This is a genomic window from Citrobacter amalonaticus Y19 (assembly GCF_000981805.1).
Classification (GTDB): domain Bacteria; phylum Pseudomonadota; class Gammaproteobacteria; order Enterobacterales; family Enterobacteriaceae; genus Citrobacter_A; species Citrobacter_A amalonaticus_C.
This window is the reverse complement of the sequence record NZ_CP011132.1, coordinates 604,914-618,562: the sequence shown is the minus strand read 5'-3', so window position 1 is coordinate 618,562 and position 13,649 is coordinate 604,914. Positions and strand designations below refer to the sequence as shown.

Here is a 13,649-nt window from a genome sequence, read left to right as displayed (position 1 = left end):
TCCGGAGAATCACTTATGTCTTTATCGAAAGATACTATATGGAAGTTGTTTGCCCCCTTGATAATCATGGGCGTCATGTTTCTTATCCCTGTCCCGGACGGCATGCCCCCTCAGGCATGGCACTACTTCGCCGTTTTCGTGGCGATGATCGTCGGCATGATTCTGGAGCCCATTCCAGCTACCGCGATAAGCTTCATCGCGGTAACCATCTGCGTGATTGGCAGCGACTATCTGCTGTTTGATGCCAAAGAACTGGCGGATCCGGCATTCGATGCCGGGAAACAAGCGCTGAAATGGGGCCTGGCCGGGTTCTCCAGTACCACCGTCTGGCTGGTGTTCGGCGCGTTCATCTTCGCCCTTGGCTATGAAGTCACCGGTCTTGGCCGTCGCATCGCGCTGTTTTTGGTGAAATTCATGGGTAAACGTACCCTGACGCTGGGCTATGCGATTGTCATCATCGACATTCTGCTGGCGCCGTTTACGCCATCCAACACCGCGCGTACCGGTGGGACCGTGTTCCCGGTAATCAAAAACCTGCCGCCGCTGTTCAAATCGTTCCCGAACGATCCGTCCGCGCGTCGTATCGGCGGTTACCTGATGTGGATGATGGTCATCAGTACCAGCCTGAGTTCTTCGATGTTCGTTACGGGCGCAGCGCCAAACGTGCTGGGTCTGGAGTTTGTCAATAAAATCGCCGGTGTGCAGATAAGCTGGCTGCAGTGGTTCCTTAGCTTCCTGCCGGTCGGTATCATTTTGCTGATCGTTGCGCCGTGGCTCTCTTACGTTCTCTACAAACCTGAAGTCACACACAGTGCTGAAGTCGCCGCCTGGGCGGGTGATGAACTCAAAACCATGGGCACCCTGACGCGCAAAGAGTGGACGCTGGTCGGTCTGGTTCTGCTGAGCTTAGGCTTGTGGGTCTTCGGCGGTGAGATGATCGACGCCACCGCCGTCGGTTTGCTGGCCGTTTCTCTAATGCTGGCGCTGCACGTAGTGCCGTGGAAAGACATTACCAAATACAACAGCGCCTGGAACACGCTGGTGAACCTTGCCACCCTTGTGGTGATGGCAAGCGGTTTAACCCGTTCCGGGTTCATCGACTGGTTCGCCGGTACCATGAGCACCCATCTGGAAGGTTTCTCGCCTAACGCGACGGTGATTGTGCTGGTGCTGGTGTTCTACTTTGCCCACTACCTGTTTGCCAGCCTGTCGGCGCACACGGCGACAATGCTGCCAGTTATTCTGGCGGTCGGTAAAGGGATCCCGGGCGTGCCGATGGAACATTTGAGTATCCTGCTGGTGCTGTCCATCGGGATTATGGGTTGTCTGACACCATACGCAACAGGCCCGGGGGTGATCATCTACGGCTGCGGCTATGTGAAATCCAAAGACTACTGGCGTCTGGGCGCCATCTTCGGGGTTATCTACATTGCGATGTTGCTGCTGGTGGGTTGGCCGATTCTGGCGATGTGGAGCTAGTCCTGAGGTAAAACGCTGAATTGTTCAAGGCCCGCGGGGTAAACACACCTCGCGGGCTTTTTTTATGGTTAAATAGATACTATTCAGATTTCATATAAGTCAGACCATCATGAAACCGACCTGGCAAAAATGGGGGTGGCTCGCCGCCTCACTCCTTCCGCTTTCTACGGCAACCGCCGCTGAGTTACAGGCAACGCAGTACAGCGATTTCGACCGTTATGTGCTTGCGCTCTCCTGGCAGACGGGATTTTGCCAGAGTCAACATGAGCGCGATCGCCGCGAGCCTGATGAATGTCGCCTGCAAAAAGAGACCGCTAACAAAGTCGATTTCCTGACCGTTCACGGTTTGTGGCCGGGGTTGCCGAAATCGGTCGCGTCGCGCGGGGTCGATGAACGCCGGTGGATGCGCTTTGGCTGTGCCACGCGTCCCATTCCCAATCAGCCAGAAGCGCGCGCCAGCCGTAAATGTTCCGCGCCAGAAACAGGGCTTTCGCTGGAAACCGCCGCGAAACTCAGTGATGTGATGCCGGGTGCGGGTGGACGTACTTGCCTTGAGCGTTACGAATACGCCAAACACGGCGCCTGCTTTGGCTTCGACCCGGACGCTTACTTTGGCACGATGGTGCGGTTGAACAAAGAGATCAAGGCCAGCGAGTTAGGGGCATTTCTCGGTGAGAATTACGGCAAAAGCGTGAGTCGCCGCGCCTTCGATGCGGCGGTGGCCAGACGCTGGGGAAAAGAGGCCGTCAACGCGGTAAAACTGAGCTGTCACGGTAACCCGGCTTACCTGACGGAGATCCAGTTCTCACTGAAGGCCAGTACCATCAACGCGCCGCTCTCCGCTGACTCGTTCGCCCCGCAACCCCATCCGGGCAACTGTGGCAAACAGTTTATCATCGACAAAGTGGGTTACTGATTCACGGTCCCGGCGCGACATCCGCACCGGCGACAGCGTCAGCGTTTTACGCATGCATCGGGGCGCACCAGATCAAAACGGTGCGCCTCGCTGATCGCATAGTAGGCTGTCGGGCCACCGGCACGCAGTACGGGCTGCGCTTTCGCGGTCTGGTAAATGCCCTCTTCCAGCAGCGTTTCAGCGATGTGGATCCCCACCACTTCGCCCAGAATCAACCAGGTTTCGATGGCTTCACCCTTCGCGGTCGTCAGTTGAATACTCTGCGACAGGCGACATTCAAAATTCACCGGACTTTGCGCAACGCGTGGCGCTTTCACCAGACGACTTTCCGCTTTCGTCAGCCCGGCGGCGAAAAACTCATCTTCGCCGTGCGGCAGACTGGCAGAAGTTTCATTCATCGCGCTGGCTAGCTCTCGCGTGGTCAGATTCCAGACAAACTCGCCGGTTTCCATAATGTTACGCACGCTGTCTTTCCAGCCGGTGCTGGCAAAACCGATAATGGGTGGATGATAGTTGAAACAGTTGAAGAAGCTGTAGGGCGCCAGATTATCCCGCCCAGCGGTATCCTGAGAGGCGATCCAGCCAATAGGCCGTGGACCAACAATGGCATTCAGCGGGTCGTGCGGCAGGCCATGTCCCTGCGAGGGTTGATAGAAATACATAGTATTCTCTGATGAATGTAACGTCGGCGAAGCACGAATTGCGCTCCGCTCATCCCCCTGATGGAAGAGGATCAGCGTAGAGTAATCCGTTAAAGATTACGACTGAATAAAGTTGAGCAGATCCTGATTTATCTGCTGTTTATGGGTGGTGCAGATGCCGTGAGAACCGCCCGCATAGACCTTCAGTTGCGCGTTGGGCAGTATTTCCGCCGCCACTTTGCCGCAGGTTTCAAACGGGACAATCTGGTCATCATCACCGTGAATGACCAGCGTTGGGATAGTCATTTTGCGCAAGTCTTCACGCAGATCCGTTTCCGAGAACGCTTTGATGCAGTCGTACAGCGCTTTTATTGAGCCCTGTAATCCTTGCTCCACAAAGCTTTCCCGCACCGCTTTCGACTCTTTCGCACCCGGACGGTTATAGCCATAGAATGCCGCAGTCAGCTCATAGAAAAAGGCGGCGCGATCATTGACAACCCCTTCACGAATACCGTCGAAAACGTCTTTTGGCACACCGTTCGGGTTGAATTCGGTTTTCACCATAATGGGCGTCACCGCGCCAATCAATACCGCTTTTGCCACCCGCTGCGTCCCGTGTCGCCCGATATAACGCGCCACTTCGCCACCGCCGGTGGAGTGGCCGACGTGCACCGCATTTTGCAGATTCAGGTGCGCGGTCAGTTCAGCCAGATCGTCCGCATACTGGTCCATATTGTGCCCCTCCCACGGCTGGGCTGAGCGACCATGCCCGCGCCTGTCGTGGGCGATCACCCGAAATCCTTTCGAGCCAAGAAAAAGCATCTGATCTTCAAAGGCATCAGCCGTTAACGGCCAGCCGTGGCTGAAGACAATCGGCTGTCCACTGCGGTTACCCCAGTCTTTAAAATACAGATAGCTGCCATCTTTGAGAGTAATTTTGTCGTACTGGCTCATGAGATCTCCTGTAACGGAACACTGAGAGTGTGACGCGCCCGCGGCGCATGCTTAAAAAGCATAATGCAAATTTGAGAACGATCACGTTTATCGAATAAAATTCATACTAGTGATGCTTTTTTAGCTATTTGCCCGAATGTGAACTAAATCACTTCAAACCCGGGGTAAGTCTCAGTATCATCTGAAGAGCTAAACCCTTGCCGCCAGACGGTGAGGGTTTTCTTTTGGGAATATTACCTGCGGCAAAACGCAGTACTGACGACATGGAGTAAAAATGTCCAGACCAACTATCATCATTAACGACCTTGATGCAGAACGTATCGATCGCTTACTGGAACAACCCGCGTATGCCGATTTACCTATCGCCGACGCGTTGAATGACGAGCTGGATCGTGCCCAAATGTGTTCGCCAGAGACCATGCCGCATGACGTCGTGACCATGAACAGCCGCGTTAAATTCCGCAATCTCAGTGATGGCGAAATTCGCGTGCGTACGTTGGTGTATCCTGCGGCGATGACCGACAGCAATACGCAACTTTCAGTGATGGCGCCCGTCGGGGCTGCGCTGTTGGGTGTGCGTGTGGGCGATACCATTCACTGGGAACTCCCGGGCGGCGCATCCACCCACCTCGAGGTGCTGGAGCTGGAATACCAACCCGAAGCAGCAGGCGACTTCCTGCGTTAACTCCATCTGTATAAGCGACTTTCCGCTTTACCCAGAGGATGCGTTCGCATCCTCTTTCCGCCACTTTGCGTAAAATCACCCATTCTTCCTGGTTCGCCTTTCGCCTGACTCATCCACACTGAATCGGTTTCATTGACAGGTGCGGTCATGAACGAAACATTCAGCATATTACTGGGATTCCTCATCATGGCGGCGATCATCGTCGGGGCCGTGCTTTACCTGGAGAATCACTGGTAGCGAATGCACAAGGAATCGCCGCACAATGCGAAAAATCCCCTGCAGAAAGCAGACAGAATTATTATTATATGCTTGAATGATTTGAGTATTAATTAACAGGGAGAAACGGGTATGTATAAGACAATCATTATGCCGGTTGATGTTTTTGAAATGGAACTCAGCGATAAGGCGATTCGCCACGCTGAATTTCTGGCGCAGCAGGATGGCGTCATTCATCTTTTGCACGTGTTGCCTGGTTCTGCCAGCCTGAGCCTGCATCGCTTCGCCGCCGACGTTCGTCGTTTTGAAGAACATTTACAGCATGAAGCCGAAACCCGATTGCAAACGATGGTCGGTCACTTCAGTATCGATCCTGCCCGCATCAAGCAGCATGTCCGCTTTGGCAGCGTCCGCGATGTGGTCAATGAGCTCGGTGAAGAGCTGAACGCTGACGTCGTCGTCATTGGTTCACGTAATCCGTCAATCACCACACACCTGCTGGGTTCTAACGCCTCAAGCGTGGTACGTCATGCGACATTGCCGGTACTGGTCGTTCGCTAACCGATGCTGATTAAACGGTAAAAAAGAGGCGCCTTATCGGCGCCTCTTACATTTTGCAGGTGTCGTCTTACTTTCTTTTTATGCCGTTTTCGTACGAATCAGGTAATCAAAGGCGCTCAGAGACGCTTTCGCCCCTTCGCCGGTCGCGATGATAATCTGTTTGTACGGTACGGTAGTACAGTCGCCCGCGGCGAAAACGCCCTTCACGCTGGTTTCGCATTTCGCGTCGATGATGATTTCACCCATCCGGTTGCGCTCAATCGCCCCTTCCAGCCAGGTAGTGTTTGGCAACAGACCAATCTGAACGAAGATGCCCGCCAGTTCAACGTTGTGAACATCGCCGCTCACGCGGTCGCGGTATTCCAGACCGACCACTTTCGTGCCATCGCCTTTCACTTCCGTGGTCTGGGCGTTCAGGATGATATCGACGTTTTTCAGGCTGCGGACTTTATCCTGCAAAACCTGGTCGGCCTTCATTTCCGGGGCAAATTCCAGCAGGGTCACGTGTTCCACGATCCCCGCAAGATCAATCGCCGCTTCCACGCCGGAGTTCCCGCCGCCGATCACTGCCACACGCTTACCTTTAAACAGCGGGCCATCGCAGTGCGGGCAATAGGTCACGCCTTTGGTACGATACTGGTCTTCACCCGGAACGTTCATATTGCGCCATTTCGCACCGGTGGCAATGATAATGCTGCGCGCTTTCAGTACCGCCCCGGACGCCGTTTCAATCTGATGTAAACCGCCTTCGCTGGCCGCTGGCACCAGTTTACTGGCGCTCTGGCTGTCGATCACATCGACGTCATAATCATCGACGTGAGCCTTAAGTGCGCCGGCCAATTTCTGCCCTTCTGTTTTCGGTACAGAAATGTAGTTTTCGATATCCACGGTATCGAGCACCTGACCGCCGAAACGCTCGCCCATCAGGCCAGTACGGATGCCTTTACGCGCGGAGTAGACCGCCGCCGCCGCGCCCGCAGGGCCTGAACCGACGATCAGAACATCATAAGCATCACGCTGGCTCAGTTCTTCGGCGGCGCGTTTTTCTGCGCCCGTATCCACTTTCGCCACGATTTCCGTCAGCGTCATGCGACCCTGACCAAACTCTTTACCGTTAACGTACACGGCCGGCACGCCCATCACGTTACGGTCGGTGATCTCGTTCTGGAAGGTGCCGCCATCAATCGCCGTATGCTTAATGCGTGGGTTCAGCACCGCCATCAGGTTCAGTGCCTGCACCACGTCCGGGCAGTTGTGGCAGGAGAGTGAGTAATACGTTTCAAACTCAAAATCACCGTCAATGTCGCGGATCTGCTCAAGCAGAGACTGCGCTTCTTTTGACGGGTGACCACCGGTCCACAACAGCGCCAGAACCAGTGAAGTAAATTCGTGGCCCAACGGGGAACCGGCAAAGCGCGGCCCCTGATTTGAACCTGGATTGGTTATCAGGAAAGAGGGCTTGCGAACGGCTAAGCTATTATCTTCTTTAAAGGTGACTTTCTCTGACAGTTCAGCGATTTCAGCCAGCAGTTCCTTGATTTCTGCCGATTTAGCGCTGTCATCCAGCGTGGCAATCAGCTCAACAGGTTTGGTCAGTTTCTCAAGATAGGCCTTGAGCTGGGTTTTCATATTTGTGTCGAGCATTCTTCTTCCCTCTCTGAAAACATCATCATGCAAGCTGCCTTAATCGGGCTGCGTGAATGCAACTTGCATCATAGTGTTGGAATGAAATGGGCGCTGATGCGCCCATTGATTGCCGGGTGGCACTTCGTTTACCCGGCCTACGATGTTGTAGGCCCGGTGTGTTGGCCGGATAAGCGCAGCGCCATCCGGCTTCGAAGCGCCTTAAAGGCTTAGATTTTACCAACCAGGTCTAAAGACGGTGCTAAAGTCGCTTCGCCTTCTTTCCACTTAGCCGGGCACACTTCACCTGGGTGAGAAGCAACATACTGAGCGGCTTTGATTTTACGCAGCAGGTCAGAAGCATCACGGCCGATACCTTCAGCGGTAACTTCGATCGCCTGGATGATACCCTGCGGGTCAACAACGAACGTTGCGCGGTCTGCCAGACCTTCGTCTTCACGCATGTTGTCGAAGTTACGGGTCAGGGCGCCAGTCGGGTCGCCAATCATCGCGTATTTGATTTTAGCGATGGTGTCAGAGCTGCTGTGCCATGCTTTGTGGGTAAAGTGGGTGTCGGTAGAGACAGAGTAAACGTCTACGCCCAGCTTCTGCAGCTCTTCGTAATGGTCTGCAACGTCGCCCAGTTCGGTCGGGCATACGAAAGTAAAGTCAGCCGGATAGAAGAAGAAGACGCTCCAGCGGCCTTCGGTATCTTTCTCGGTCACTTCGATGAATTCACCGTTTTTGAATGCCTGGTTTTTAAAAGGTTTAATTTTAGTATTAATCAAAGACATCTGTACTTCCTCCGTGTTTTCGTTGAGGGATAAGTTACCGAAGATTGACTGACAGGGCTAATGCGTTTCCTTTATCAAATCAATAAGCGTTAGCTAACAAACCTCTCAATTCAACGTTGTGAACGTGCTACGACGCAAAGTAAAAAGGGCCGCCTTTGCAGGCAGCCCCGTTACCTGAACTACCCGTGGGTAACTTCAGCGCCAGTGAAACTGGCTATGTGTTGCGCTCTACATTACCTTAACAAAGGCTGTAACAGCGAGAAGGATTACACCACCCCACTCCTGAAAGGGCAATGTTCCTGGCTGAGGTCTTACCTATGGCTGTGATAGGTTTTCTCACCTCCCTCGCAATCGTTCTGATTTATAAGGATAAAAGATGTTAAAACGTACGCTTTTACTTTCCCTCTTCCCACTCTTTGCCTGGGCCGAAGATCTGCCTGCGCCCGTCAAAGCGATAGAAAAACAAGGGATTACCATTATCAAGTCGTTCGATGCGCCCGGCGGGATGAAAGGCTACCTCGGGAAATACCAGGATATGGGGGTCACTATCTACCTGACCCCTGATGGCAACCAGGCCATTTCGGGTTACATGTACAATGAAAAAGGCGAAAACCTGAGCAATCAGTTGATAGAGAAAGAGATCTATGCGCCCGCCGGACGGGAAATGTGGCAGCGCCTGGAAAAAGCCAACTGGTTACTGGACGGCAAGAAAGACGCCCCGGTAGTGCTCTATGTTTTTGCTGACCCCTTCTGCCCGTACTGTAAACAGTTCTGGCAACAGGCGCGTCCGTGGGTGGCGTCGGGTAAAGTGCAATTGCGTACGCTACTCGTCGGTGTCATCAAGCCAGAGAGTCCTGCCACTGCCGCTGCCATTCTGGCGTCGAACGATCCGGCAAAAACCTGGCATGATTACGAAGCCTCAGGTGGAAAAATGGCGCTCACGGTGCCCAACACGATTGCGCCGGATCACATGAAAATCCTCAATATGAACCAGAAAATCATGGATGATTTAGGCGCAAACGTCACACCTGCGATTTACTATATGAGTAAAGAGAATGTCCTTCAGCAGGTCGTTGGCTTACCCGAAAAAGCGCAACTGGATGCGATGATGGCGCAACCATAATTAATATGGGTAATTATATTCAACTAAATATAATTACCCTGAATAATGTTCACCGCAAATTTAAAATCATGTCGTGACTTAATCACGGCATACAGACCATTTCCTTTTGCACAAATCCCTTTTGCTAACCGCGCCCACTCGCATAGCGAGCTTTTAATATCAATTAAAATACATTCATTATTAATATATAAACTATGAATTAATTAACTCATCAAATTTATTTAAATATTGCGTGCTTCTAAAAAAGACTTATATTATAGAGGGATATCTATTTCAGGCGTACGACTTTAACGTTTAAGGATAAGCGACACATGTCTGTTTATAAAATATCATTAAACCAAAATGTTCTGGAAGCCGCTGAAGAACGCATTATCTGGACTCTCGAAAATCTTCCCCGCGTGTGTGTCTCCTTTTCCGGTGGCAAAGATTCCGGACTGATGTTGCATCTGACGGCAAATCTTGCGCGTAAGCTGCACAAAAAAATCAGCATATTGTTCATTGACTGGGAAGCGCAATTTTCCTGTACCATTAGCTATATCAACGCGTTGCGCGAAATGTATGCCGATGTCATCGACCATTTCTATTGGGTTGCCCTTCCGCTGACCACCCAAAACTCTCTGTCTCAATTTCAACCTGAATGGCAGTGCTGGGAACCTGATACTCAGTGGGTTCGCCAACCGCCGCCAGACGCAATCACCGATCCGGGCTATTTTTCCTTTTATCAACCCGGCATGACCTTCGAACACTTCGTCCGTGAATTTGCCGACTGGTTTTCGAATAAACGCCCGGCGGCCATGATGGTAGGCATTCGGGCGGATGAGTCTTACAACCGTTTTGTGGCGATCGCCAGTTTACGTAAACAGCGTTTTGCCGATGACAAACCCTGGACGACCGCCGCGCCTGGCGGACATACCTGGTATATCTATCCGCTGTATGACTGGAAAACGGCCGATATCTGGACCTGGTTCGGTCGCACAAACCTGCCCTGTAATCCGCTCTACAATCTGATGTATCAGGCGGGCGTTCCGGCCCGTTACATGCGCATTTGTGAGCCATTTGGTCCTGAACAGCGGCAGGGATTATGGCTCTATCACGTTGTTGAACCCGAAAGGTGGGCGGCGATGTGCGCACGCGTCAGTGGCGTCAGAAGCGGAGGGATCTACGCCGGACAGGATAATCACTTCTATGGTCATCGAAAAATTCTCAAGCCCGACCATTTGAGCTGGCAGGATTACGCCATGATGTTACTGTTCAGCATGCCGGATAATACCGCTGAGCATTACCGCAACAAGATCGCCGTCTATTTACAGTGGTACAAGAAAAATGGCCTCGGAGAGATCCCGCAAACACAGCCTGGCGATATCGGTTCGAAAGATATCCCCTCCTGGCGACGCATCTGCAAAGTGTTATTGAACAATGATTACTGGTGTCGGGCGCTCTCTTTCAGCCCAACGAAACCGAAAAGTTACCAGCGTTATAACGAACGCATGAAAGCGAAACGCAAGGAATGGGGAATATTATGCAACGACGATTAACTCACGACCTCCTTAGCTATCTCTCCGGCCTGTCTGATGACGAGAAAATTAACGCCATCAATGAGTTCAGAAAGGCGATTCACAGCGTTAGCCCATTTCGCGACGAACCGGTTGACTGTGTATTGTGGATAAAAAACGAGCACATTTCACCTAACGATTACAACCCCAACAACGTCGCTCCGCCGGAGAAAAAGCTGCTGCTGAAATCCATTGAAGCGGATGGTTTTACCCAACCCATTGTTGCCACCCAGTCCAGCCCGGAGGAGTATGAGATCGTCGATGGTTTTCACCGCCATGAGCTGGGAAAAGGCAAATCCTCGCTCAAAATCCGTCTCAAAGGCTATTTGCCCATTGCTTGCCTGGAGGGGAAACGTCATGACCGCATGGCGGCGACCATTCGCCACAACCGCGCTCGTGGCCGTCATCAGATCCACGCGATGTCTGAGATCGTACGTGAACTGGCGTTACTGGGATGGGAAGACGAAAAAATCGGGAAAGAACTGGGGATGGACGAGGACGAAGTCTTGCGCCTGAAACAGATTAACGGTCTTCAGGAGCTGTTTGCCAATCGTCGGTTTTCAAAAGCCTGGACGGTTAAATAATCGGCTTGTGCCGGATGACGCGCTTATCCGGCCCGAATTTTCTCATACTCAACAGCAGCGCGCCCCACCTTTTCCGCCATAACGCGCATCCTGGCGTTCACGGAAAAATTCCTCATACGTCATTGGCGTCTGATCCGGATGGGTCATCCGCATATGCTCAACGTAGTTGTCATAGTCCGGCACGCCAATCATCAGTTTCGCGGCCTGGCCCAGATATTTCCCGGCTTTCGAAAGCGTATCAAACATCGTTACCACCTGTCAGAAAACCCCTCTCCCACCTGGAAGAGGGGAATAATTACACGTTAATGCGCGCCTTTGGCCTGCGCAATGATCTCTTCCGCATTTTCCGGCATCGGCTCATACGGCGTCTCTTTCGCCGTTGGCTTGTCCTCTTTCAGTGCGGCAAGCGCCGTCTTAATGGAGAACAGCGCCAGCACCACGACCACCACCATGAAGAAGATAGTCAGGCCCGCATCCAGACGGTTGTTAAACACCAGTTGCGCCAGCTGCGATTCGGTGTACTGCGGCGGAATATTACCGCTGTCGATCATCGCCTGGAATTTATTGGCGATCGCCAGGAAGCCCACTTTCGTATCCGGGCTGAAAGACTTCTGCCAGCCCGCCGTCAGAGTACAAATCAGCAGCCATGCGGTCGGCACCAGAGCCACCCACGCATAACGCTGACGTTTCATCTTGAACAGGACAACTGCGCAAAGCATCAGCGCCATACCCGCCAGCATCTGGTTGGCGATACCAAACAGCGGCCACAGGGTGTTAATGCCGCCTAACGGATCCACCACGCCCTGATGCAGGAAATACCCCCACGCCAGCACGCACAATGCGGTCGCCAGCAGGTTGGCGGGCAGTGAGTCCGTACGTTTAAGGCCAGGAGAAACCACACCCAGCAGGTCCTGAAGCATAAAGCGTGCCGCACGCGTTCCCGCATCGACCGCCGTCAGAATAAACAGCGCTTCGAACAGAATGGCGAAGTGATACCAGAAGGCCACATCCATCATGCCGCCCAGCGCGCCGTGCAGAATATAGGCCATCCCCACCGCCAGCGTAGGCGCACCACCCGCACGGGAGATAATCGACTGCTCGCCCACTTCGTTGGCAATCTGATGCAGCGTATCCGGCGTAATGGCAAAGCCCCAACTGCTCACCACCTGAGCAGCAGATGCCACCACGTCAGTGGTGCCGGCAGGTGCCAGCACGGCCATTGGGCTGTTCATGGCAAAATAGACGCCCGGATCGATGATACAAGCGGAAACCAGCGCCATGATGGCGACGAACGATTCCATCAACATCCCGCCGTAGCCGATAAAGCAGGCCTGGCCTTCGTTCGCCAGCATCTTCGGCGTGGTCCCGGAGGAGATCAGCGCATGGAAACCCGAAACGGCGCCACAGGCGATGGTGATAAACAGGAAGGGGAACAGGTTACCCGTCCACACCGGCCCGGTACCATCGACGAATTTAGTCAGTGCAGGCATCGTCAGCGTCGGGCGCATGATCAAAATGCCCACCGCCAGACCGACAATAGTCCCGATTTTCAGGAAAGTAGAGAGGTAATCGCGCGGTGCCAGCAGCAGCCACACCGGCAGCACCGCCGCCACAAAACCGTAGCCCACCAGCATCCAGGTTAACTGGACGCCGGTGAAGTCAAAGTACGGCGCCCAGGTTGGACTTTCCGCGACCCAGCCACCGGAAATAATGGCAAACACGAGGAACACCAGACCGATAACCGACACTTCACCGATACGTCCCGGACGCAGATAGCGCAGATAGATCCCCATAAAGATCGCCAGCGGGATGGTGAACGCGACGGTGTAGGTTCCCCACGGACTGTGGGTCAGCGCTTTCACCACGATCATCGCCAGCACCGCGAGGATAATCACCATGATCATGAAACAGGCCACCAGCGCAATCACCCCTGCGGTTGGGCCCATCTCTTCTTTGACCAGTTCACCCAGCGAGCGGCCATCGCGACGGGTTGATACGAAGAGCACCATGAAATCCTGTACCGCCCCGGCTAAAACCACGCCAGCCAGCAGCCAGATCATGCCCGGCAGATAACCCATTTGTGCCGCCAGTACCGGTCCGACTAACGGGCCCGCACCGGCAATCGCCGCGAAATGGTGACCGAACAGCACTTTTTTGTCGGTGGGCACATAGTCAAGCCCGTCGTTATGGCGCACCGCTGGCGTCATACGCGTCGGGTCAACCGCCAGTACATTTTTGGCGATGTACAGTCCGTAGAAACGGTAGGCGATGAGATAGACACAGACCGACGCCACGACTATCCACAGCGCGTTGATCTGTTCCCCACGGTTTAGCGCAATATAGCCCAGAGCAAATGCACCCATTACCGAGAGCACTGTCCAGATGAGGTATTTCCCTGATTTATTCATGGTTGTTATCCGTTTGCGTGTTCCAGAGAAGAGAGATGTTACATTTTGTTTCTATAACATCTTTTCTGGTTTTAACAACCTGACAACCCGATAAACCTGAAGTATCACCGAC

General features: G+C 53.2%; 14 protein-coding genes. 8 read left to right on the top strand and 6 right to left on the bottom strand.

Going from position 1 to position 13,649, the window contains the following annotated elements:
- The first annotated feature begins 15 nt into the window (after positions 1-15).
- Positions 16-1,479, top strand: coding sequence for a citrate/succinate antiporter CitT (gene citT / locus F384_RS02710; RefSeq protein ID WP_046477258.1), 1,464 nt, complete (start codon positions 16-18; stop codon positions 1,477-1,479).
- 109 nt (positions 1,480-1,588) lie between these two features.
- On the top strand, positions 1,589-2,395 hold the full coding sequence (gene rna / locus F384_RS02705) for a ribonuclease I (protein WP_046477256.1): 807 nt from the start codon (positions 1,589-1,591) through the stop codon (positions 2,393-2,395).
- Between the two features lie 38 nt (positions 2,396-2,433).
- On the opposite strand, the gene F384_RS02700 is transcribed toward rna, so the two are convergent.
- Both F384_RS02700 and F384_RS02695 read right to left on the bottom strand, forming a co-directional pair.
- The gene (locus F384_RS02700) at positions 2,434-3,057 is read right to left on the bottom strand and encodes a flavin reductase family protein (protein WP_046477254.1); all 624 of its coding nucleotides are present in this window, start codon (positions 3,055-3,057) and stop codon (positions 2,434-2,436) included.
- Between the two features lie 96 nt (positions 3,058-3,153).
- Complete coding sequence (locus F384_RS02695; RefSeq protein WP_046477252.1) at positions 3,154-3,990, bottom strand: alpha/beta fold hydrolase; 837 nt, start codon at positions 3,988-3,990, stop codon at positions 3,154-3,156.
- Positions 3,991-4,264: 274 nt separating this feature from the next.
- Between F384_RS02695 and rnk the strand changes: the two genes are divergently transcribed.
- The 3 genes from rnk to uspG all read left to right on the top strand — a co-directional run bounded on the left by rnk (position 4,265) and on the right by uspG (position 5,452).
- Complete coding sequence (rnk, locus tag F384_RS02690) at positions 4,265-4,675, top strand: nucleoside diphosphate kinase regulator (protein ID WP_042320751.1); 411 nt, start codon at positions 4,265-4,267, stop codon at positions 4,673-4,675.
- A gap of 147 nt (positions 4,676-4,822) precedes the next feature.
- Positions 4,823-4,912 carry a small membrane protein YldA gene (gene yldA / locus F384_RS30670; protein ID WP_284554214.1) on the top strand — a complete coding sequence of 30 codons (90 nt, stop codon included), beginning with the start codon at positions 4,823-4,825 and terminating at the stop codon, positions 4,910-4,912.
- A gap of 111 nt (positions 4,913-5,023) precedes the next feature.
- The gene (gene uspG / locus F384_RS02680) at positions 5,024-5,452 is read left to right on the top strand and encodes a universal stress protein UspG (RefSeq protein WP_046477250.1); all 429 of its coding nucleotides are present in this window, start codon (positions 5,024-5,026) and stop codon (positions 5,450-5,452) included.
- Between the two features lie 78 nt (positions 5,453-5,530).
- Here the strand turns inward: uspG and ahpF are convergent, their stop codons facing one another.
- Together ahpF and ahpC are read right to left on the bottom strand one after the other, a co-directional pair.
- Positions 5,531-7,096 (bottom strand): alkyl hydroperoxide reductase subunit F, encoded by a 1,566-nt coding sequence (ahpF, locus tag F384_RS02675; protein ID WP_046477248.1) that lies wholly within the window; start codon positions 7,094-7,096, stop codon positions 5,531-5,533.
- 209 nt (positions 7,097-7,305) lie between these two features.
- Entirely contained in the window at positions 7,306-7,869 is a 564-nt protein-coding gene (gene ahpC, locus F384_RS02670; RefSeq protein WP_004859485.1) for an alkyl hydroperoxide reductase subunit C, read from the bottom strand.
- 376 nt (positions 7,870-8,245) lie between these two features.
- Between ahpC and dsbG the strand changes: the two genes are divergently transcribed.
- The 3 genes from dsbG to F384_RS02655 all read left to right on the top strand — a co-directional run bounded on the left by dsbG (position 8,246) and on the right by F384_RS02655 (position 11,129).
- Complete coding sequence (gene dsbG / locus F384_RS02665; protein ID WP_046477235.1) at positions 8,246-8,992, top strand: thiol:disulfide interchange protein DsbG; 747 nt, start codon at positions 8,246-8,248, stop codon at positions 8,990-8,992.
- A gap of 311 nt (positions 8,993-9,303) precedes the next feature.
- Positions 9,304-10,527 (top strand): phosphoadenosine phosphosulfate reductase, encoded by a 1,224-nt coding sequence (locus F384_RS02660; RefSeq protein ID WP_046477233.1) that lies wholly within the window; start codon positions 9,304-9,306, stop codon positions 10,525-10,527.
- Positions 10,512-11,129, top strand: coding sequence for an IbrB-like domain-containing protein (locus tag F384_RS02655; protein WP_046477231.1), 618 nt, complete (start codon positions 10,512-10,514; stop codon positions 11,127-11,129). Before F384_RS02660 ends, F384_RS02655 begins: the two co-directional genes overlap by 16 nt.
- Positions 11,130-11,177: 48 nt before the next feature.
- On the opposite strand, the gene F384_RS02650 is transcribed toward F384_RS02655, so the two are convergent.
- Together F384_RS02650 and cstA are read right to left on the bottom strand one after the other, a co-directional pair.
- Entirely contained in the window at positions 11,178-11,375 is a 198-nt protein-coding gene (locus F384_RS02650) for a YbdD/YjiX family protein (protein WP_042320768.1), read from the bottom strand.
- Between the two features lie 56 nt (positions 11,376-11,431).
- Positions 11,432-13,537: a pyruvate/proton symporter CstA gene (gene cstA / locus F384_RS02645; protein ID WP_046477229.1), complete on the bottom strand. Its 2,106-nt coding sequence runs from the start codon at positions 13,535-13,537 to the stop codon at positions 11,432-11,434.
- Positions 13,538-13,649: the final 112 nt, after the last annotated feature.